Below are 19,194 nucleotides of genomic sequence, written 5' to 3'. Positions count from 1 at the left end.
GCTTGAACTCTCGGTTTTCACGCGTATGTAAGCCTCGCAAATTGACTCCAGGGAAGTGGACTTGGCTATCTACAGGGAAAAAGACGTTTTCGAGCGGCGCAATGCCGCAAACGAGGCAAAGAAGGCGCTTCTGGAGCGCTTCAAGGCAAAGCCGGCGGCAGATGATCCAGCGGTGCTGGCACGACAGGCCGAGCGCAAGGCAATCCTCGAGGCCCGCGCGATACGCGAGGCCGAAAAGGCCAGGCTGAAGCAGGAAAAGCTGGCGCGCGAAGCGGCCGAAAAGGCCGAGCGCGAGGCAGCTGCCGAAGCGGCACGCATTGCCGCCGAAGAGGCAGCACAGGCCGAAGCGAAGATCCGGGAAGCTGAAGAGAACGAGCGCATCGCCCGTTTTCTTGCCGACGAGGCCGAACGCAAGGCCAAGCGTGACGCACGCTATGCCGCGCGCAAGCAGCGCACCGGCAGGACGCCGCCCGGCTTCTCCGCCCGATAGCGCCTTCCGGCGCTGATCAGCCGAATTCAAGAATCAGGGCCGCCTTGCAGCGGCCCTGAAGGCGTTTGGTCTGTCGGGCCGACTTAAGCCGCGAGCTTCAGTCCCATAATGCCGCAAACGATGAGCGCGATGCAGGCCAGCCTGATCGCGGTCGCCGGCTCCCCGAGCAGCCATATCCCCAACAGCGCCGTGCCGACGGTGCCGATGCCGGTCCATACCGCATAGGCTGTGCCGACCGGCAGTGCCTTCAGCGCCAGGCCGAGCAAGGTCAGGCTGACAATCATCGAGGCTACCGTCAGGACGGTTGGCAGCGGCTTCGAGAATCCGTCGGTGTATCTTAGGCCGATCGCCCAGCCGATCTCGAACAGGCCGGCGAAGAACAGGAAAATCCACGACATCGGAACGCTCCGTTTCGATGGCTCCCGGCCGATCTCTTGAAAGCGCAAAAACTATCTTCGCCGCATCCATATGGGATGCTCGTGCGCTTAATGAACAACAATACCGGCCGCATTTGCGGCCGGTCGAAATAAGCCAAAACGGTAGCTGCGGCCCTACTTGTCCTTCAGCTTCATCGCCTTCACCGGCGGTGCCTTCAGGGCCGGCGCCGGAGCGGGTTTCTTCGCGTCCTTCTTCGGCTTGCGGGCTTCCTTGCCTGCCTTCATCGCACCTTTAGCCATGATTCGTTCCTCCGGTTGATGTCTGGCGAAGTGAAACAAGAGAAAACGCTAGACTGCAAGAGGCCGCTGCCGTGCAGTCGCCTTGGCCGATGGCCGTCAACCGGTTTCTAATTCCCTCGTAAACCGCAGCGGTCCGTGCGATGGTCCTCTTCGCACTGCAGCATCAGCCCTTGCTTTTCGCCGGCTGATGATCGCGCAGTCCGGTCAGGACGACAATGCGGATCCACATCGGTTGCCAGATGAGCTTCGACTTCCCGCAGGAAACACCGCTGATCGCGATGCTCAACGTCCATTATTCGCGCGCATCCGATCTCGAGCGGCCGGACTTCCTGACGTCGAACCCGCCGGTGCCGATCGAAAGCTATCGCGACAGTTTCGGCAATTGGTGCAACCGTCTCGTTGCGCCGGCCGGGCGCTTTGCGTTCGGCACGGACGCGGTCATCCGCGACCCCGGCTCCTTCGAGACGCGCGAGCTGACGGCATGGCAGCATGAGGTGCGCGATCTGCCGTCGGAGACGCTGCTGTTCCTGCTGCCCAGCCGCTATTGCGAGAGCGACGTGCTGGCGAACGAAGCCTGGCGGCTGTTCGGCAATACCCCGCTCGGCATCCCGCGCGTCCAGGCGGTCTGCGACTTCGTCCATAACCATATCGTCTTCAACTATTTCAATGCACGGCCGACACGCACCGCAGCCGAAGCCTATCGCGAGCAGAGTGGTGTGTGCCGCGACTTTGCCCACCTCGCAGTCGCCTTCTGCCGCGCCCTGAACATCCCGACCCGCTACTGCACCGGTTATATCAGCGATATCGGCCTGCCAAAGCCGTGGTCGGACATGGATTTCGCCGCCTGGATGGAGGTTTATCTCGGCGGCCGCTGGCACGCGTTCGACCCGCGCAACAACGCGCCGCGCATCGGCCGCATCCTGATTGCCTCCGGACGCGATGCCGCCGATGTCCCACTCACCCACATTTTTGGACCGGGCGCGCTGGCTGGCTTCAAGGTCTGGACGGAGGAGGTCATCGAATAGCCTCTCGCGCTGCCCTTTTGAACAACTCGACACTTCGGGCGTTGTTCGAGCTGTGGAGCGTGGGCGTGCTCCGCTAATCTCGGTGCATCAACCAAGGCAGCACACCATGGCGGCGCATGGCGGGTCGAAAAAAGTGATCTATGCGGCGCTCGCCGGCAATCTTGCGATCGCCCTGACCAAATTCGCCGCTGCCTTGTTCACGGGCAGCTCGGCAATGCTCTCGGAAGGCGTCCACTCGCTCGTCGATACCGGCAATGGCAGCCTGCTGCTTTACGGCATGCACCGCGCCGCCCGGCCGGCCGATCGGACGCATCCGCTAGGCCATGGTCGCGAGCTGTATTTCTGGAGCTTCATCGTCGCGCTCCTCGTCTTTGCACTGGGCGCCGGCATATCGTTCTACGAAGGCGTGACGCACATCATGGCGCCGGAGCCGATTGCCAACGCAAAGGTGAACTACGCTGTACTTGGCCTTTCCTTCCTGTTCGAAGGCACCTCCTGGCTGGTGGCGCTGAACGAGTTCCGCCACCAAAAAGGCAGCCACGGCTGGCTCGAGGCGGTGCAGCTCAGCAAGGACCCGAGTGTCTACACCGTACTCTTCGAGGACAGCGCGGCACTTCTCGGCCTCGTTGTCGCCTTCGCCGGCATATTGGCGGCGGAACTGCTGGACATGCCGAAGCTCGACGGCGCCGCGTCGATCGGCATCGCGCTGATCCTGGGCGCGACCGCGATCTTCCTGGCCCGCGAAAGCAAGAGCCTGCTGCTCGGCGAGCCGGCCTCGCCCGAGGTGCAAATGAAAGTGCTGGCCATTGTCCAGCAGGACCCGGCGGTGCAGCGGGCAAATGGCGTACTGACGCTCCATATGGGGCCTCAGGAGATCGTCGCCGCTCTGAGCATCGAGTTCGAGGACCACTTGTCGGCGCCCGAGATAGAGACCTGTGTCGAACGCCTCGAGACACGGCTGAAGGCGGAGATGCCGGAGGTCACGCGCCTGTTCGTCAAGCCGCAGACCACCGGCACCTGGGAACGGCGGAGCAAGGCCTTGGCGGCGTCCGGAGGGGAGCCGGCCTGAGGAAAATGGCTGCGCCATCGGGCAGTCCCGGTTATGATTGCGCGCAAAAGCTCCAGGAGGAACGAAGATGAAAATCGACGGCGGGTGTCATTGCGGCGCCATTACTTACGAGGCCGAGGTCGATCCGGAAAAGACCACCATTTGTCACTGCATCGATTGTCAGAAGCTAACCGGAACGGCCTTTCGCGTCACCGTGCCGGCGTCCGAGGACAATTACACGATCACCAAGGGCGCGCCGAAAATCTACATCAAGACCGGTTCGAGTGGTGCCAAGCGCGCTCAGGCATTTTGCGGTGAGTGCGGCTCGCATCTCTACGCCACGTCGGCGGGCGCGGGACCGAAGGTTTACGGCATCAGGGTCGGCACGGCATGGCAGCGCGATCAACTGGTGCCGAGAAAGCAGATCTGGCATCGCTCGGCGCTGCATTGGCTGCCGGAATTCGAAGGCACAACCATCATCGAGGAGCAGTAGCGCCAGACCGGGCGAAGCCTCGGCTCCGGTTCCGGCGTAGCTCTCAATCGTCGCCTTCGACGACCCTTAGCCTCAGCTGCCCGGTTTTCGAATCGGCAACACGCGCGCTGCTTTCCGCTTTTGCTCCGCTGCCATTCGACCCAGCGGTGTCCTCCGCCGGCTGCACGCCAAACTCCAGCGCCTCGATCTTTTGTCCGCGCCTGGTCACCTTCGATGTCGAGACGAGGATGTCCTCGATATCCTTGGCCGATTGACCGAAATGCGTCTGCAATTTGCGCACCCGCTCGTCGAGCCGAGAGACGTCTTCCATCAGCCGGATGACCTCGCCCTGGATCAGGTGCGCCTGCTCGCGCATACGGGCATCCTTGAGGATCGCCTGGATGACCTGGATCGACAGCATCAAAAGCGATGGCGAGACGATGACGATCCGCGATCGATGCGCCTTTTGGACAACGGCCTCGAAATTCTCGTGGATTTCGGCGAACACCGATTCCGAGGGCACGAACATGAAGGCAGTGTCCTGCGTCTCGCCCTGGATCAGGTATTTTTCGGAAATATCCCGGACATGCACCTCGATGTCGCGGCGGAAAGCCTGAGCGGCGGACTTCTGCAGGTCGGCGCCTTCGGCGGCACGGATGGCATTCCAGGCCTCGAGTGGAAACTTTGCATCGATGGCAAGCGACGGTGCGCCGTTCGGCATCTTCACCAGGCAGTCGGGCCGGCTGCCATTCGACAAGGTCGCCTGGAATTCATAGGCGCCGTGGGGCAATCCGTCGGCGACGATGGCTTCCATACGCGACTGGCCGAAGGCGCCGCGCGTCTGCTTGTTGGAAAGGATCGCCTGCAATTGCACGACCTGGCCGGCCAGCGACTGGATGTTGCCTTGCGCGATATCGATGACCGCCAGCCGCTCCTGCAGCTTGGCGAGGCTCTCATGCGTCGATCTCGTCTGCTCGGTCATGGTCTGGCCGAGGCGGCCGGTCATGGCGTCGAGGCGCTGGCCGATCGACTGGGTCAGTTCGGCCTGACGCGCCCCGAACACTTCGGCGATAGCGCCCATACGGCCCTGCATTTCCGCCTGGCTTGCCAAGATGCCGGCCATCCGCACCTCGGCGTCGCGGGCGTGGTCGGCGGCTTCGGCGGCCGCCATTGCACGCGCCTTGGCCGATCGCCAGAGCGCAATGACGAGCGCCACGAACAGGCCGAGGAACAGCATTGCGCCGAAACCCAGGGCAGGGCCGAGCGTGATCGTGGTGGCGCCGAGGCGGGCGACAGGTTCGGACAGGATGGTGGCCAGATCGTTCATGCCGACAGCATAGATGATTCGGTCTGGCGGCACAGATCAAAACGTGAACGACCAGAAGGCGTCCCGGTTGACGCTTTTCCTGCGAGGTCTTAGGTGAGACGCCATGTCGATCAAGCCGCTTATCATCCTCCCCGATCCCGTCCTGCGTCAGGTTTCAAAACCGGTCGAGCGTGTCGACGGTGATTTGCGTAAACTGGCCGGCGACATGCTGGACACCATGTATGACGCGCCCGGCATCGGCCTCGCGGCGATCCAGGTCGGCGAACCCTTGCGCTTGCTAGTGATCGACCTCGCCAAGGAGGACGAGACGCCGGCACCGCACGTCTTCATCAATCCCGAAATCCTCGACAGCTCCGACCAGCGTTCGGTCTACGAGGAAGGCTGCCTGTCGATCCCGGATTACTATGCCGAGGTCGAGCGTCCGGCAGCGGTGCGGGTGAAGTATCTCGATCGCGACGGCAAGCTGCAGGAGATCGAGGCCGAGGGGCTGATGGCGACCTGCCTGCAGCATGAGATCGACCACCTAAACGGCGTGCTGTTCATCGACCACATCTCCAAGCTGAAGCGCGACATGGTGGTCAAGAAATTCAAGAAGCTCGCCAGGGACAAGGCGCCGGGCAAGATGGTGGGATAGGGGTCGACGAATGCCCCTGCGTGTCATCTTCATGGGTACGCCCGAATTCTCCGTGCAGACGCTGCGAGCGATCGCCGGGGCAGGGCATGAATTGGCAGCCGTCTACACGCAGCCGCCGCGCGCCGCAGGCCGGCGCGGGCTCGAGCTGACGCCGTCGCCGGTGCAGCGTGAGGCGGAGCGGCTTGGCATCGAGGTGCGGTCGCCGGTGTCGCTGAAGAGCGAGGCGGAGCAGCAGGCGTTCCGCACCTTGCGCGCCGATGTCGCCGTGGTCGTCGCCTACGGGCTGCTTCTGCCCAAACCTATTCTCGAGGCGCCGCGGCTCGGTTGCCTCAATGGCCACGCATCGCTATTGCCGCGCTGGCGCGGCGCTGCCCCTATCCAGCGCGCCATCATGGCCGGCGATACCGAGACGGGCATGATGGTGATGCGGATGGAGGAAGGCCTCGACACCGGGCCTGTGGCAATGGTTGAAAAATGCGCTATTGGACCCGACATGACGGCCGGCGATCTGCACGACCGGCTGATGATCCTGGGTGCTGCGCTGATGGTGCAAGCGCTCGAACGGCTCGAGCGGAATACGCTGACATTTACCACACAGGCGGAGGTGGGGGTGACCTACGCCAAGAAAATCGATAAATCGGAGACTCGCATAGACTGGCTGCGACCTGCCGGCGACGTGCACAACCAGATTCGCGGCCTGTCGCCCTTTCCCGGTGCATGGTGCGAGGCCGAAATCGGCGGCCGCATGGAACGGCTGAAACTGCTTCGCTCGACGCTCTCGCAAGGCGCCGGCGAACCGGGAGGAATTCTCGATGACCGGCTGACGGTTGCCTGCGGGTCAGGCGCGATCAGGCTGGTCGAAGTTCAACGTGCGGGCGGAAGGCCCATTGCCGCGCAGGAGTTTCTGCGCGGGGCCAAGCTCGAAAAAGGGATGAAATTGTCATGAGCATGATGTCCATACGCGCGGCGACGCCGCGGGACCGCGAGGCGATTCGCCTTGTCGAAGAACACGCATTCGGCCAGCAGGCGGAGGCCGGACTGGTCGACGCGCTGGTCACCGGCGGTGATGCCGTCGTCGAACTGGTGGCGGACGAAGACGGGCAAGTGGTCGGCCATATCCTGTTTTCACGGCTCTTCGTGCAGAATGGCGGCAAGAGCTTCCCGGCAGTCGCGCTGGCGCCGCTGGCAGTCGAGCCGTCGTTCCACGGCACCGGCATCGGCGGTGCCCTGGTCCGCGAGGCTCATATCCGCCTGAAAGCCGCCGGCGAGACGCTCGCTGTGGTGCTCGGCGATCCGGCCTACTATGGCCGCTTCGGCTACAGCCGCGCCCGTGCAGCGAAATTCGAGAGCGACTACCAAGGCGAGGCTTTGCAGGCGCTTGCCTGGGGCGAGGCGCCGGAGACCGGCAGGCTGGTCTACGCCTCGGCCTTCGGCTCAGCCCTCGCCGCCTGATTTCGCCTCGATCCGGGAATGCCGCGTTTTCGCCTCGACATCGAATATGACGGCAGTCTCTTCGCCGGCTGGCAACGCCAGGCCAATCAGCCTTCGGTGCAGCAGGCGATCGAGCAGGCGATCGAGAAGTTCTGCAGCGAGCAGGTCTCTCTGCGCGCCGCCGGCCGCACCGATGCCGGTGTCCACGCGACCGCTCAGGTGGCGCATGTCGATCTGGTCAAGGCATGGCCCGGCGACAAGGTGCGCGACGCCGTCAACGCGCATCTGCAAGCGGCCAAGGCGCACATCGCCATCCTGAAGGCCGCCGTCGTGCCGGATGGCTTCGATGCGCGTTTCTCGGCGATCGGCCGCCACTATCTCTACCGTATCGTCAACCGCCGCGCGCCAGCAGCGCTCGACAAGGGCAAGATCTGGTGGGTACCGAAGCAGCTCGATGCCGCCGCCATGCACGAAGCGGCAAAAGTGCTGCTTGGCCGGCATGATTTCACCACCTTCCGCTCGACCCAGTGCCAAGCCACCAGCCCGGTCCGCACGCTCGACCGGCTGGATGTCAGCCGGGCGGGCGATTTCATCGAAGTCCGCGCTTCGGCGCGGTCATTCCTGCACAACCAGGTGCGCTCGATGGTCGGCTCGCTCAAACGTGTCGGCGAAGGCGGCTGGACCATTGCCGACCTCAAGGCCGCGCTCGAGGCGCGCGACCGTGCGGCCTGCGGTCAGGTGGCGCCGCCCGACGGGCTGTTTCTAGTCGGCGTCGATTATCCGACGCCTGGCTGATCCGGCACGCTGATACCGAGCAGCGCCTGCAGGCCGAACAGGACGATCAGCGACGCCACGAACATGCCGGCAAAAACAGCGCTGCCGACAGCCGCACCCCTGCCGATGGCAACGTTGGTCATCCGCCAGGTCAATACCATTGACAGCGCGAACAGCAGCAGCGACACCAGCCCGGAGACTTCGTTGGCCGATGTCAGGAAAAGCCGGATCAACGCCGATGGCAGCATCATCCAGGCGATGATCGCCGAGGCCCAGTTGCTGGCGACGACATAATGGACGAAACGGCTGCCGACGCCGACCCGCGGCGCGACCAGGGCCAGGCCGATGAGCGGCAGCACCCAGGCGCCGATATCGACGGTGGCCAGCCGGATCAACATGCTGAAACGGCCGACGAATGCGTCGGGATCGCCGATCTCGTTGGCAATGCCGACCCAGCCGACGATCAATGCCGGCGCCGCGACGACGATGGCAAAAAAGGAGTTCCAGAAACCGTCCGCCGAAAGGTCGAGCAGGCGAAATCCGTCGGCCTTGCCGAGCATCAGCCGCCAGGCGCCGGCAAGCGAAGCATAGGTTTCATCCGCTGAAAGCATCACTAGGATATGTCCTGCGCAAACCAGTCTTCAACGAAGCGCAGATAAATCTGCGTCAGCGTCTCGAGATCGGCAATCGCCACACGTTCGTCGACCATGTGCATGGTCTTGCCGACCAGGCCGAATTCGACCACCGGACAATAATCCTTGATAAAGCGGGCATCGGAGGTGCCGCCGGAGGTGGAGAGCGCCGGCTTCCTGCCGGTCACCGCTTTGACCGAACCGCCAAGCGTCTCGATTAGCCTGTCGTCGCGTGTCAGGAAAACATGGCTCGGCCCGTCGCGCCAGACGATCTCGTAGTCGACCGGCGTCTTCTTGCCGGCGCGGTATTTCTTGCGTTTCGCCGCCCGGTCGAGGCGGTTGTGGATCTCGGCCTGGATCGTCTCGGCGGTCCATGTGTCGTTGAAGCGGATATTGAAGGTAGCTGCTGCCTTCGCCGGGATGACGTTGGTGGCGGGATTGCCGACATCGATGGAGGTCACCTCAAGATTCGTCGGCTGGAAATCCCTTGTTCCGTTGTCGAAGACGGGGTGCAGCAAGGCGTCGACCAGCGTCACCAGGCCGCGCACCGGATTGTCGGCTAGCTGCGGATAGGCGGCGTGGCCCTGGCGGCCGTTGACGACGACCGTGCCCGATAGCGAGCCGCGCCGGCCGATCTTGATCATATCGCCAAGCGCGTCGGGATTGGTAGGCTCGCCGACGATCGAGGCATCCCATTTCTCGCCTTTGGCGGCCGCCCATTCGAGCAGCTTCGTCGTGCCGTTGATCGCCGGGCCTTCCTCATCGCCGGTTATCAGCAGCGAGACCGACCCCTTCGGGCCGCCCTTCTGCTCGACATGTCGCGCCACCGCCGCGACGAAACAAGCAATGCCGCCCTTCATGTCGACGGCGCCGCGGCCGAACATCTCGCCATTGGCGATCTCGGCGCCAAAGGGCGGGTGCGTCCAGGCTGCCTCGTCGCCCACCGGCACCACGTCGGTATGGCCGGCAAACATCAGATGCGGGCCATTGCCGGAACGCCGCGCGTAAAGGTTCTCGATGTCCGGTGTGCCGGCTTCGGAAAACACCGGTCGCTCGACCGCAAAGCCGAGCGGCTTCAACATCGCCTCCAGCGCGCGCAGCGCACCGCCTTCGGCGGGCGTCACGGAAGCACAGCGGATGAGTGCAGCGAGATTTCTAACCGGATCGGTAGGCAGCATCATGGGCAAAAGCGATAGTCGAAAGCGCAAGGTCTGTCACGGCCAGACGTGAGGGCCAGCCATGCCGCCGACATTATGGTTTTCATGTCGTATAATTGCGGCAAGGTCTCTCGACCAGAACAGGGCCATCGCATGGTCACGCGTGGCAAGACGATCGTAATCGCCGGTGCCGGCAGTATCGGCTGCTACGCCGGCGGCTGCCTGATACTTGCCGGGCGAAAGGTGGTTCTGCTGGCGCGACCGCGCGTCGAGAAGGCCCTGCAAGAAGCTGGATTGCGCATCACCGACCCTGACGGCCGCGACCGTTCTGTCAAACCGGACGCATTGTCGGTCACCGCCGATCCGGCGGTAGCATTCTCCGATGCCGATGTCATTTTGGTAACGGTCAAGAGCGGCGCGACGCAAGACATGGCCGGGCTGATTGCCGCCCATGCCCGACCGGACGTGGTGATACTCAGCCTGCAGAACGGCGTCGACAATGCCGATAAATTGCGAGCCCATCTCACCGCCCAGCCGGTGCTCGCGGGCATGGTGCCGTTCAACGTGGTCCAATCGCCGGAGGGCGAATTGCCGCTTCGCCTGCACCGCGCCAGCGGCGGCAAAGTGATGATCGAACAGGGCTCGGCGGGCCTTGACGAACTGCTTGATGTCGAGGGGTTTGCCGTCGCGACGCATGGTGACATCGACGCGGTGTTATGGGACAAGCTGCTGCTCAACCTCAACAACGCGCTGGTGGCGCTTTCCGGTCTGCCGCTGGCGGCAGAGCTTGCCGATCGCCGCTGGCGGCTGATCCTGGCCGGTCAGATCGACGAAGCATTGGCGGCAATGACGGCGACAGGCATCGAACCCGCTCGCATCGCCGGCCTGCGTCCCGCACTGCTGCCGAAAGTGCTTCGCCTGCCCGACGGGCTGTTCAAGTTCTTGGCGCGGCGGATGCTTGCCATCGATCCGGCCGCGCGTTCGTCGATGTGGGATGACCTGCGGCGCCGCCGGTCGACGGAGATCGGCGAACTGCAAGGCGCGGTCCTGCGTTTGGCCGAAAAGGCCGGCACGCCGGCGCCTTTGCTGAAGCATGTCACTGCACTGGTGCGCGCGGCCGAGCAGGAGAGGCGCGGATCGCCTTGCTTGCCGCCGGAAGCTGTCGCTGCGACCGTCAGATCGTAGCCCGCACAGGCGCCCAATAACGGCCCTTGCCGGTGCGCTTGGCTTCGTAGAGTGCATGGTCGGAACAGGTGAGCAGGATTTCCGGATCGCCGCCGTCGGCGGGTGCAAAGGCGCTGCCGACGCTCAAGCCGACATGGATGGCGGAACCGACCCCGAGGTCGAAAGGCACCGAGACCTTTTCGATGGCCCGCTTTGCCAGATAGGTGGCCTCGATCTCCGAGGTTGCGGGCAAAAGGATGACGAATTCGTCGCCGCCGATACGGAAGACCACGTCCCCCGGCCGGAAGCCGCGCTTCAATCGTTCGGCCACCTTGCGCAGCAGCACGTCGCCGACCGCATGACCAAAACGGTCGTTGACCTGTTTGAAGCCGTCGAGGTCCATGCTGAGCACGGCAAACGGCTTGCCGCCATTGGCGGCCGGCGCCGCAAGGTCGCGGCACATGTCGCGCAATTTTTCCTGCAGGAAGATGCGGTTTGGCAGGCCGGTCAGCGCGTCCTTGATCGCCAGGTCGCGATTGTCCAGCTCGGCGCGGATCATGCGGGCGTTGATTGCGTGGTTCTGAAGCAGCACGATGATGACGCCGGCCACATAGAACGGCGTTTGAATTCCGACGATCGGCATTCCGGGCGCTGCGGAAAACAATGCACCGACCACGTAAGGCAGGCTTACGGCCAACATGACGAATATGGCGAAGCGCGGGGTGGCCGCATTGCGTGACGACACCACGCCAACGACACCTGCGACATTCAAGGCGGCAAGTACGGAAAGCGCCATATTCCCGCTGGCAACACAGCCATAGCAGCCGAGGCCGAAAACGACCGACCATACACCGCTGGCTGCCATCAGGCCCGCCAGCGGCCCTTTCGAGCCGCGCCTGCGGGCCTGCTCGCATTCCCGCATCAGCAGAACGCGGACGACGAAAAGCATCAGGTCGGCTGCGATCCAGGCGTAGGGCCACCAATCCTTCGTGGCAAGTGCGGCGCTGACCGCAACCACCAGAACGCTGATGGTGCCGAACAAGACTGCGAATTTGCGGTCGAAAGTGGTGTCGAGAAGCCGGGCGCGGACGGCTTCCGGTTCCAATCTCATCGGCGAAGAGAACCAGGCAAACAGGCGAGCGGCGGCGCTCCACGTTTTGCGCGGCTCCTTGGTGGTCAGGGATAGGTCGCTTGCCAGTCGAGCGCTCCGTGCCGGTCGACACAGTTTTCGCCGGCATGCTGGGCCAGGGTGATTAACATTCGCTTAGAGCGTCCGGCGCAAAACCGGGGTTTCGGAACTCCCCGCTCTGCCGCTCTAGCGGATCTGCCGCCGGCTCGCGGGTCTTAGCTTGCCGGCCCCGGTCGTCTGCGGACTGCAGGCCGACGCGGCGGACCCGGCTCGGGATCGGTTTTCTTCGCATGTGCCGGCTGCCCATGAGGGGTTTCGATCAGCGTGATCTTCTGCCAGATCTTTCGCGACAGGTTCGACGCCAGGTTCTCGATGTCATTGACGCCATCGATGACCACGGCGTCATTGACCGACTGGGCAAACAGCGCGGCGATCTTGCCGGTGATCGACAACATTTCGGAGCAATAGTCGAGATAGCGGGCAAGGTCGGCGGCGTTGGTGATGCGGGCTGGCGAATGTGCAGTCGGCTTGAAACTGGCTGAAAGTGCTGCCGGATCCTTGGTCAGCTGGTGCATGTCGATGACGTGGATGAGCGACCGCAGCCCGTGGAGTTGGCGGAACACCCGCTTGCGCTTGATCCGCTCCTCGGAGCGGATCAGGGCCAGGAAGCCCAGCACGGCGAGGATGATCATGTTGAGGGAGGCTTCGATGCCTTGCACCGACTGGAAGGCATCGTGGTTTCCCGAGATGCGGCCGAGCGGCAGGATTGTGCCGACGAACAGGAACATCAGCGCTCCGACGACGAAAGCGGCGATGATGAGGCCGCGCAGCCACCAGATCGGCGCCTCCAGCGCCTTGGCTGCCTTTGCCAGATCGCGCGACAGCGACACGAGCTCGGCGGCGACGCCGCGCAGGCCTGCATCGGGAAAGCGCTCGGCGACGCGCTCTTCCAGCCGTTCGGCGGTTTCGAGGATCAGTTTCGAATCAAGCGAGCGGTAGCGCATGACGAAATGTCCGATTGGCGCTCAGGGTTCGGCCGGTGCGTTGGTGCGCTTGCCGTAGCGGTTGGGGCCTGGGTCACTTTTGAAAAAAGCCAGGATAAAAAGCAGGACGAAGCCGATAATGAGAGAGATCAATGCGTAATAGGCAGGCTTGCCGAAATCATGGAACCGCTTCGCCGTTAGCGCAAAGGTCGACCATGTCGAGACGAACACAGCGATCCATAAGGCGAGCGCCCAATACTGGCTCGCGGCAGTGCCTAACGGCGTTCGCGCGAACTGGTAGAGCAGAAAGAGTTGAACGATGACCGGCAAGAGGCCAGCCAAAACATAAGCGCTCGGATTCACCCGCCCAGAAAGGCTGAAGAAAAGCCATAGGAATTGAGGTTTGTCAGTCAACCCGGTGCATCCGTTCTCGGGAGATCAATCGCGCAGCAATTCGTTGATCGAGGTCTTGGAACGGGTTCTTGCGTCGACCCGCTTGACGATGACGGCGCAGTAGAGGCTGGGGCCGGGCTCGTTGTTTGGAAAAGGCTTGCCCGGCAGTGAGCCGGCGACGACGACGGAATTGGCCGGCACTTCGCCGTAGAAGATCTCGCCGGTGGCGCGGTCGACGATCTTGGTCGATTGGCCGATGAAGACACCCATGCCGAGCACTGAGCCCTCGCGAACAATGCAGCCCTCGACCACTTCGGAACGGGCGCCGATGAAGCAATTGTCCTCGATGATGGTTGGGCCGGCCTGCATCGGCTCCAGCACGCCGCCGATACCGACGCCGCCCGACAGATGCACATTCTTGCCGATCTGGGCACAGGAGCCGACCGACGCCCAGGTGTCGACCATGGTGCCGCTATCGACATAGGCGCCGACATTGACGAAGGACGGCATCAGCACGGCGCCCGGCGCGACATAGGCAGAGCGGCGCACGATCGACGACGGCACGGCGCGGAAGCCGGCCTTCTCGAAATCGACGGCGCTCCAGCCGTCGAACTTCGAAGGCACCTTGTCCCACCATACCGCCTGACCGGGACCACCCTTGATGATCTCCATCGGGTTGAGCCGGAAGGACAGCAGCACCGCTTTCTTCAGCCACTGGTTGACGTGCCATTTGCCGTCGGCCTGCCGCTCGGCGACGCGGGCGACGCCCCGGTCGAGCAGGTCGAGCGCCGATTGGATGGCCTCGCGCGTCTCGCCGCGGGTTGCGGTCGAAATGGTGTCGCGTTCCTCGAAGGCGTTCTCGATGATCTTCTCGAGACTCGCGAGATCGGGCTTCGACATGAATTCGCTCCATTACCAAGCTGTTAAGGGCCGGCGCCTTAACCTGTTTGAAAGTCGCGCGGACCCTATGTGAAGGCTTGGGGAGGGTCAATCGCGGCAGCGTCACGGGACGGCGCAAGTGAATGATTGGACGGGTAAAGCAAAATATGACTCCCATGGAAAAGGCGGGGTGGACGCCGCTACCGCATTCGGACGAGGATCTGGAGCGGTCGAAAAGCGTGCCGGACACGCCGCAAACGCGCGCGGAGACATATCGGCTGGCCTGGAACGACCCCGATTTCATGACGCGGCGCGAGTTGCGCGCGGTCAGGCTGCAGCTCGAACTGCTGAAACCGGAGATGATCCTGGCCGAGCGCGGCATCCAATCGACCGTCATCCTGTTCGGCGGCGCGCGCATCCCCGAGCCCGGCGGTGAAGCCTGGGCGGCCAAGAACGAGACGCAGAAGAAGAATCTCGAGCAAAACAGCAAATACTATGAGGAGGCGCGCAAATTCGCCCGCCTCTGCTCGCAGCAGTCGGCCACTTCGTACTATCGCGAATTCGTCGTGGTGACCGGCGGCGGGCCTGGCGTCATGGAGGCCGGCAATCGCGGCGCCGACGATGTAGGCGCGCCGTCGATCGGTCTCAACATCGTGCTGCCGCACGAGCAGGCGCCAAACGCCTACGTGACGCCGGAACTCTGCTTCAACTTCCACTATTTCGCGGTCCGCAAGATGCATTTCGTCATGCGTGCCAAGGCCGTTGCGGTGTTTCCCGGCGGCTTCGGTACGATGGACGAGTTCTTCGAGACGCTGACCCTGATCCAGACCGGCCGCATGGAACGGGTGCCGGTCATCCTGTTCGGCAAGGCTTTCTGGGCACGGGCGATCGACCTCGATTTCCTCGCCGAGCAAGGTACGATCACCCCCGGCGACCAGGACATCATCGATTTCGTCGACACCGCCGACGAGGCCTGGGGGATCGTCAGCCGCTTCTATAAGCTCTGATATGCAAGCAAGAATTTGAAGCGCGCCGACTGCCTCAAGCGGGGACTTCGACGATCGCCGTGAGAAAGCCGGCGAGATCGTCGGTGACGAAGTCCACGTCGTCCTCGTTGGCCGGGTCGCGTTCCCAGATTTCCGAGAAGGTCGGCTCGAAATTGCGCGGCACCACCAGCACCGTGGTCATGCCCAGCGATTTCGGCACCGACAGGTTGCGGGCGAGGTCTTCGAACATCACCGCATTTTGCCCGGTGACGGCGTGGAGTTCGGCAAATTTCTCGTAGGATTGTCGCGCCGGCTTGGGGTTCAGCCCGGCTGCGACGATATCGAAAATGTCGTCGAAATGCTCGAGAATGCCCAGCTGCCGCGCGGTGCGTTCGGCATGCCGGCGATCGCCATTGGTGAAGATGAATTTGCGGCCGGGAAGCTGGCGTATGGCGGTGCCGAGGACGGGATCTGGCACCAGCCAGGAATAATCGATGTCGTGGACCTTCTCGAGAAAGTCGTCGGGGTCGATGCCGTGGCGCGTCATCAACCCGTTCAGTGTCGTGCCGTATTCCCGGTAGAGCTCCTTCTGCAGCTTGCGTGCTTCCTCGCGCGGCAGCGTCAGCAATTCTCCGACATAGGCGGTCATCTTCACATCGATCTGCGAGAACAGATTGGAATGGTGCGGATAGAGCGTGTTGTCGAGATCGAACACCCAGTCGGTGACATGGGCAAAGCGGGCGGGGTCGGGAAGCGTGGTCATACCGTCCTTATGGCACGAAACGATCTTTCTAACAGGAGGTTTATCCACAACCTATGCGCGCCCTGGGTGGTGAAAATGGTGCCGTGATTAAAATCTTAAGCATCGCCGAAAGGTGACATTCAGCGCTTGCTGGCACCAAGACGGACCAGTGGGAGCAAGCGATGAATCGCATATTTCTAAAGTCTGCCGCCATCGCTTTCGCCTCCGTCGCCGTCTCACTTTTGCTGACGCTGATCGTCGTGCCGGCAATGGGTTTTCCGATCAATCGCACCATCTGGTTGACGTCTACCGTATGCCCGCTGGCTCTTGCCTGGGGCGCCGGCGCCTATACGGTCTGGCAGGGCGAAAGGTTGAAGACCGCGCATCGCGAACTCGCCCGCGCCCATGCCCAGCTCGCCGCCGCCCACAGGCGCTTGGCGGAAAAGGCGAGCCGCGACGACATGACCGGCATGCTCAACCGCGAAAGTTTCTTTGCCGCCCTCGACGGCTCTCGGCGTAAATCCGATCGCGGGGCATTGCTGATCGTCGATGCCGACCATTTCAAGACTATCAACGACAGCTACGGCCATCTGATCGGCGACGAGGCGCTGCTCCTGATCGCAAGTGCGATAGAGCGTGGCGTGCGCAGCGGCGATGTCCTTGGCCGCATCGGCGGTGAGGAATTCTGCGCCTTTCTGATCGGCGCCACCGAACACGAAGCCAGGCGCGTCGCCGAGCGCATCCGCCGTGAAGTAGAGCGTATCCGTTTTCGGCCCGTCGACGAACGAACCGTTCCGCTGACGGTCAGTATCGGCGGGACCACCTGCGGCGAGGACGCCGCAGTGTCGGAGCTGATGCGCGCCGCCGACCAGCGGCTCTACGAGGCCAAGCATCGCGGCCGCAACCTGTCGATCATCGATCGTGACATTTCCGAAGCGGCGTGAGCTCGGCCCTAAGCCTTCTGCTGGAAAAATTCCACCCTATCAGAATTCAACCGCGCCGCGGCCAGTGCTGTCAAAATCCGAAGATGGCGATGCGGAACAGCAGGGCAGCGGCCGCCAGCGCGACCGGTGCAATACCAAGGCCAATGGGAGAACCCCAGCCATACCATTCCATCGCCAGCTTGGCGTATTTGAATTCTTCGGCCGGTGTGAGTGGGCCGCGCGTCTGGTTCTGGTTCATTGTCCACTCCTTGCGTGCTGCGACAGGCCGTGCCTTGCGCCCGACGCAGCATATTACTATAATGGCCGTAATGTTAGGCAAATTGATAGTTAGATGATCGAAATAAACTCGTCAAGCATGAATCGGGCCGACATGAAGACGGCCATCAGCCTTGCCATTATGGGCTGGCAAGACGCGACGCAGGCTTATGACGAGGCAGTAGGCGATAGGCTTGAGCTGAGTACGGCGGAACGCCATTGCCTGGCGCTGCTCTATGGCGGCCCGCAATCGGCTGGCGAGGTCGCGGCCGCAACAGGGTTGACGCCGGCCGCAGTCACCGCGCTGATCGACCGGCTGGAGGCGCGCGGCCTGCTGACACGAACGCGCAGCCTCGAGGACAGGCGCAAGGTGGTCATAGAGGCGACGGAACTCACGCGAGAACTATCGGCGCGCTATTATGGTGCGATCGCGCAGGAGGGAGAAAAGGTGATCGCCACATTTAGCGACACCGAGCTGGCCACGATCCTGCGCTTCGTCACCGCGTCGCTCGACCTTCAGCGCGACCAGCTTGCCCGGCTGAAATCCGAGGCCCTGGAAACAGCCGACAGCCTATAGGCTCGCCGGGTCGAGCGCCGGCTCGCCTTTGCGGCGCGCCACGATCGCCGCAAGATCGGCGGTCTCGAAAGCATCACGCAGCACGTCGAACGACGGCAGCACGAAATAGGCACGCTGGAACTTGTCGATCTCGTAGCCGGTGCGCATTACGGTTTCCAGGTCGAAGGCGACATGGTGCGCCTCGCCGCCTTCGACCGCGAACTGAAGCTCGGTGAAGGATGACATCAGCCCGGCGCCGAAAGCCTTCAGCGGCTGGCCCGGCTCGCGTATCAGCCCGTATTCGACGGTGTACCAGTAAAGCCTGGTGATCATCTCGTCGCCGCCGACCGCAATCACGCTGTCGGCCTTCTTGCCATACATCTGCATGAAGTCGGCAAAGACCGGCTGCGTCAGGATCGGCACGTGACCGAAGAAATCGTGGAACATGTCGGGCTCGACAATGTAGTCGAGCTCCTTTTGGGTTCGCAGCCAGTTGGTGACCGGGAAGCGACGGTTGGCGAGGTGGTCGAAGAACGGCTGGGCGGGAATGAGCCCCGGCACGGCGACGATCTCCCAGCCGGTGAGCTTGCGCAGCTTCTCGCTGACCTCACCGAAATCCGGGATCTTGTCGAGAAGGCCGAGCGCCGCAACGCCATCGAGATAGGAATGGTGGGCGAGCTTCCTGGTCAGCTTCGTCTGGCGGTCGCACAGCGTGCGCCACACCGCCTGTTCTTCGTCGCTATAATTGTAGCCCTGCGCCACGGTGAAATCGGCACGGCAGACCGAATAATCGCCGCGAAGGCCTCGCGCCGCGCATTCGCGGGCGTAGTCGGCAACGTTCATCGTCATGGCTTGCTCTCCCTGGAAATCATGATCAGCGGATCGTCGGAAATTCTAGCCGGATGGCGCGAGGCAAATCAGCTTTGATGGTGGCTCAAATGCGGGGTTGGAGGTAAAAGACTCCACGATCGAGCTTTGGGAGAGTGAAAATGCCTCAGTTTGACGAATTCGAGATCAAGATGCTCGACAGCCTGCAGCGCGACGGGCGCAAGCCGGTATCCGAACTGGCGCAGGAGATCGGCCTGTCGACGACACCTTGCGCGCGGCGCTTCGAGGCGCTTCAGCAGGCGGGCATCATCAAGGGCTTCGCCGCGGTGCTCAGCCGTCGCGCCGTCGGGCTGATGGTCGAGGTGTTCATCCAGGTGCGCCTGACCAGCCACAGCGACGGCTCGCCCGAAAGCTTCATCGCCGCCGTCCAGCGGATGGACGAGGTGTCCTCATGCTGGACCATGACCGGCGATCATGATTTCCTGTTGCATGTGATGGTGCCGTCGGTCGACGAGCTCAATGCCTTCGTCATGCACCGGCTGATGCGGCTCGAAGGCGTGCGCGACGTCCACACCCAGCTTGTGCTGCAGAACATCAAGGGGCCGGGCCATGTCCCGCTTGCACATCTCAGACGGTAGGCATTTCTGCGGAAAAGCTGCACACAAACT

The 19,194-nt window shown here is 62.9% G+C and carries 25 protein-coding genes; 13 read left to right on the top strand and 12 right to left on the bottom strand.

Going from position 1 to position 19,194, the window contains the following annotated elements; translation table 11 throughout:
* The first annotated feature begins 61 nt into the window (after positions 1–61).
* Positions 62–490: a DUF6481 family protein gene (locus tag NKH37_RS09860; protein WP_023718183.1), complete on the top strand. Its 429-nt coding sequence runs from the start codon at positions 62–64 to the stop codon at positions 488–490.
* An 83-nt stretch (positions 491–573) separates the two neighbouring features.
* On the opposite strand, the gene sugE is transcribed toward NKH37_RS09860, so the two are convergent.
* Positions 574–888, bottom strand: coding sequence for a quaternary ammonium compound efflux SMR transporter SugE (gene sugE / locus NKH37_RS09855; RefSeq protein WP_023718184.1), 315 nt, complete (start codon positions 886–888; stop codon positions 574–576).
* 153 nt (positions 889–1,041) lie between these two features.
* A complete protein-coding gene (locus NKH37_RS09850; RefSeq protein ID WP_013528464.1) occupies positions 1,042–1,167 on the bottom strand; it encodes a hypothetical protein in 126 nt (41 codons plus the stop codon).
* 215 nt (positions 1,168–1,382) lie between these two features.
* On the opposite strand from NKH37_RS09850, the gene NKH37_RS09845 reads away from it, so the two are divergent.
* The 3 genes from NKH37_RS09845 to NKH37_RS09835 all read left to right on the top strand — a co-directional run bounded on the left by NKH37_RS09845 (position 1,383) and on the right by NKH37_RS09835 (position 3,733).
* The gene (locus NKH37_RS09845; protein ID WP_023718185.1) at positions 1,383–2,192 is read left to right on the top strand and encodes a transglutaminase-like domain-containing protein; all 810 of its coding nucleotides are present in this window, start codon (positions 1,383–1,385) and stop codon (positions 2,190–2,192) included.
* Between the two features lie 106 nt (positions 2,193–2,298).
* Positions 2,299–3,261, top strand: coding sequence for a cation diffusion facilitator family transporter (locus NKH37_RS09840; RefSeq protein WP_352548083.1), 963 nt, complete (start codon positions 2,299–2,301; stop codon positions 3,259–3,261).
* Between the two features lie 67 nt (positions 3,262–3,328).
* Positions 3,329–3,733, top strand: a complete 405-nt coding sequence (locus NKH37_RS09835; protein WP_352484328.1) for a GFA family protein — start codon at positions 3,329–3,331, stop codon at positions 3,731–3,733.
* Between the two features lie 43 nt (positions 3,734–3,776).
* On the opposite strand, the gene NKH37_RS09830 is transcribed toward NKH37_RS09835, so the two are convergent.
* Positions 3,777–5,039: a DNA recombination protein RmuC gene (locus NKH37_RS09830; RefSeq protein WP_353005800.1), complete on the bottom strand. Its 1,263-nt coding sequence runs from the start codon at positions 5,037–5,039 to the stop codon at positions 3,777–3,779.
* Positions 5,040–5,142: 103 nt separating this feature from the next.
* Between NKH37_RS09830 and def the strand changes: the two genes are divergently transcribed.
* The 4 genes from def to truA are packed head-to-tail and all read left to right on the top strand — an operon-like array spanning position 5,143 to position 7,899.
* Entirely contained in the window at positions 5,143–5,673 is a 531-nt protein-coding gene (def, locus tag NKH37_RS09825; protein WP_023718189.1) for a peptide deformylase, read from the top strand.
* Between the two features lie 16 nt (positions 5,674–5,689).
* Entirely contained in the window at positions 5,690–6,619 is a 930-nt protein-coding gene (fmt, locus tag NKH37_RS09820) for a methionyl-tRNA formyltransferase (protein WP_352548109.1), read from the top strand.
* Entirely contained in the window at positions 6,616–7,125 is a 510-nt protein-coding gene (locus NKH37_RS09815; protein WP_292662840.1) for a GNAT family N-acetyltransferase, read from the top strand. Before fmt ends, NKH37_RS09815 begins: the two co-directional genes overlap by 4 nt.
* Before the next feature lie 18 nt (positions 7,126–7,143).
* Positions 7,144–7,899 carry a tRNA pseudouridine(38-40) synthase TruA gene (gene truA / locus NKH37_RS09810; protein ID WP_353005801.1) on the top strand — a complete coding sequence of 252 codons (756 nt, stop codon included), beginning with the start codon at positions 7,144–7,146 and terminating at the stop codon, positions 7,897–7,899.
* On the opposite strand, the gene NKH37_RS09805 is transcribed toward truA, so the two are convergent.
* Both NKH37_RS09805 and dapE read right to left on the bottom strand, forming a co-directional pair.
* Entirely contained in the window at positions 7,881–8,489 is a 609-nt protein-coding gene (locus NKH37_RS09805) for a hypothetical protein (protein WP_023718193.1), read from the bottom strand. The genes truA and NKH37_RS09805 overlap by 19 nt on opposite strands.
* A gap of 2 nt (positions 8,490–8,491) precedes the next feature.
* Positions 8,492–9,691: a succinyl-diaminopimelate desuccinylase gene (gene dapE, locus NKH37_RS09800; RefSeq protein WP_352484327.1), complete on the bottom strand. Its 1,200-nt coding sequence runs from the start codon at positions 9,689–9,691 to the stop codon at positions 8,492–8,494.
* Between the two features lie 129 nt (positions 9,692–9,820).
* Between dapE and NKH37_RS09795 the strand changes: the two genes are divergently transcribed.
* The gene (locus NKH37_RS09795) at positions 9,821–10,852 is read left to right on the top strand and encodes a 2-dehydropantoate 2-reductase (protein WP_352846915.1); all 1,032 of its coding nucleotides are present in this window, start codon (positions 9,821–9,823) and stop codon (positions 10,850–10,852) included.
* On the opposite strand, the gene NKH37_RS09790 is transcribed toward NKH37_RS09795, so the two are convergent.
* The 4 genes from NKH37_RS09790 to dapD form a co-directional block, all read right to left on the bottom strand.
* Positions 10,842–11,942, bottom strand: coding sequence for a GGDEF domain-containing protein (locus NKH37_RS09790; protein WP_023718195.1), 1,101 nt, complete (start codon positions 11,940–11,942; stop codon positions 10,842–10,844). The two genes, NKH37_RS09795 and NKH37_RS09790, sit on opposite strands and share 11 nt — an antisense overlap.
* 233 nt (positions 11,943–12,175) lie before the next feature.
* The gene (locus NKH37_RS09785; RefSeq protein ID WP_352484325.1) at positions 12,176–12,964 is read right to left on the bottom strand and encodes a hypothetical protein; all 789 of its coding nucleotides are present in this window, start codon (positions 12,962–12,964) and stop codon (positions 12,176–12,178) included.
* Between the two features lie 21 nt (positions 12,965–12,985).
* Entirely contained in the window at positions 12,986–13,357 is a 372-nt protein-coding gene (locus tag NKH37_RS09780; protein WP_031193743.1) for a DUF805 domain-containing protein, read from the bottom strand.
* Between the two features lie 24 nt (positions 13,358–13,381).
* Positions 13,382–14,236: a 2,3,4,5-tetrahydropyridine-2,6-dicarboxylate N-succinyltransferase gene (dapD, locus tag NKH37_RS09775; RefSeq protein WP_352484324.1), complete on the bottom strand. Its 855-nt coding sequence runs from the start codon at positions 14,234–14,236 to the stop codon at positions 13,382–13,384.
* Positions 14,237–14,382: 146 nt separating this feature from the next.
* On the opposite strand from dapD, the gene NKH37_RS09770 reads away from it, so the two are divergent.
* Positions 14,383–15,222 (top strand): LOG family protein, encoded by an 840-nt coding sequence (locus NKH37_RS09770; protein WP_023718198.1) that lies wholly within the window; start codon positions 14,383–14,385, stop codon positions 15,220–15,222.
* Positions 15,223–15,256: 34 nt separating this feature from the next.
* Here NKH37_RS09770 and NKH37_RS09765 read toward each other — a convergent pair whose 3' ends face one another.
* Positions 15,257–15,964, bottom strand: a complete 708-nt coding sequence (locus NKH37_RS09765) for a pyrimidine 5'-nucleotidase (RefSeq protein WP_023677476.1) — start codon at positions 15,962–15,964, stop codon at positions 15,257–15,259.
* 161 nt (positions 15,965–16,125) lie between these two features.
* On the opposite strand from NKH37_RS09765, the gene NKH37_RS09760 reads away from it, so the two are divergent.
* Positions 16,126–16,887 carry a GGDEF domain-containing protein gene (locus tag NKH37_RS09760; RefSeq protein WP_023718199.1) on the top strand — a complete coding sequence of 254 codons (762 nt, stop codon included), beginning with the start codon at positions 16,126–16,128 and terminating at the stop codon, positions 16,885–16,887.
* Positions 16,888–16,957: 70 nt separating this feature from the next.
* On the opposite strand, the gene NKH37_RS09755 is transcribed toward NKH37_RS09760, so the two are convergent.
* Entirely contained in the window at positions 16,958–17,125 is a 168-nt protein-coding gene (locus NKH37_RS09755; RefSeq protein ID WP_352846917.1) for a hypothetical protein, read from the bottom strand.
* 93 nt (positions 17,126–17,218) lie between these two features.
* Here NKH37_RS09755 and NKH37_RS09750 point away from each other — a divergent pair, with 93 nt between their 5' ends.
* Positions 17,219–17,719, top strand: a complete 501-nt coding sequence (locus NKH37_RS09750) for a MarR family winged helix-turn-helix transcriptional regulator (protein WP_352591278.1) — start codon at positions 17,219–17,221, stop codon at positions 17,717–17,719.
* Here the strand turns inward: NKH37_RS09750 and phhA are convergent.
* On the bottom strand, positions 17,714–18,547 hold the full coding sequence (gene phhA / locus NKH37_RS09745) for a phenylalanine 4-monooxygenase (protein ID WP_352591275.1): 834 nt from the start codon (positions 18,545–18,547) through the stop codon (positions 17,714–17,716). The genes NKH37_RS09750 and phhA overlap by 6 nt on opposite strands.
* A gap of 140 nt (positions 18,548–18,687) precedes the next feature.
* Between phhA and NKH37_RS09740 the strand changes: the two genes are divergently transcribed.
* Entirely contained in the window at positions 18,688–19,164 is a 477-nt protein-coding gene (locus NKH37_RS09740) for an Lrp/AsnC family transcriptional regulator (RefSeq protein ID WP_023718203.1), read from the top strand.
* Positions 19,165–19,194 lie beyond the last annotated feature (30 nt).

The organism is Mesorhizobium sp. M1217, from assembly GCF_040318275.1.
In the GTDB taxonomy this organism is placed as follows: domain Bacteria; phylum Pseudomonadota; class Alphaproteobacteria; order Rhizobiales; family Rhizobiaceae; genus Mesorhizobium.
Note: the sequence above shows the minus strand (reverse complement) of the source record. Positions and strands in the feature narration are given on the sequence as shown.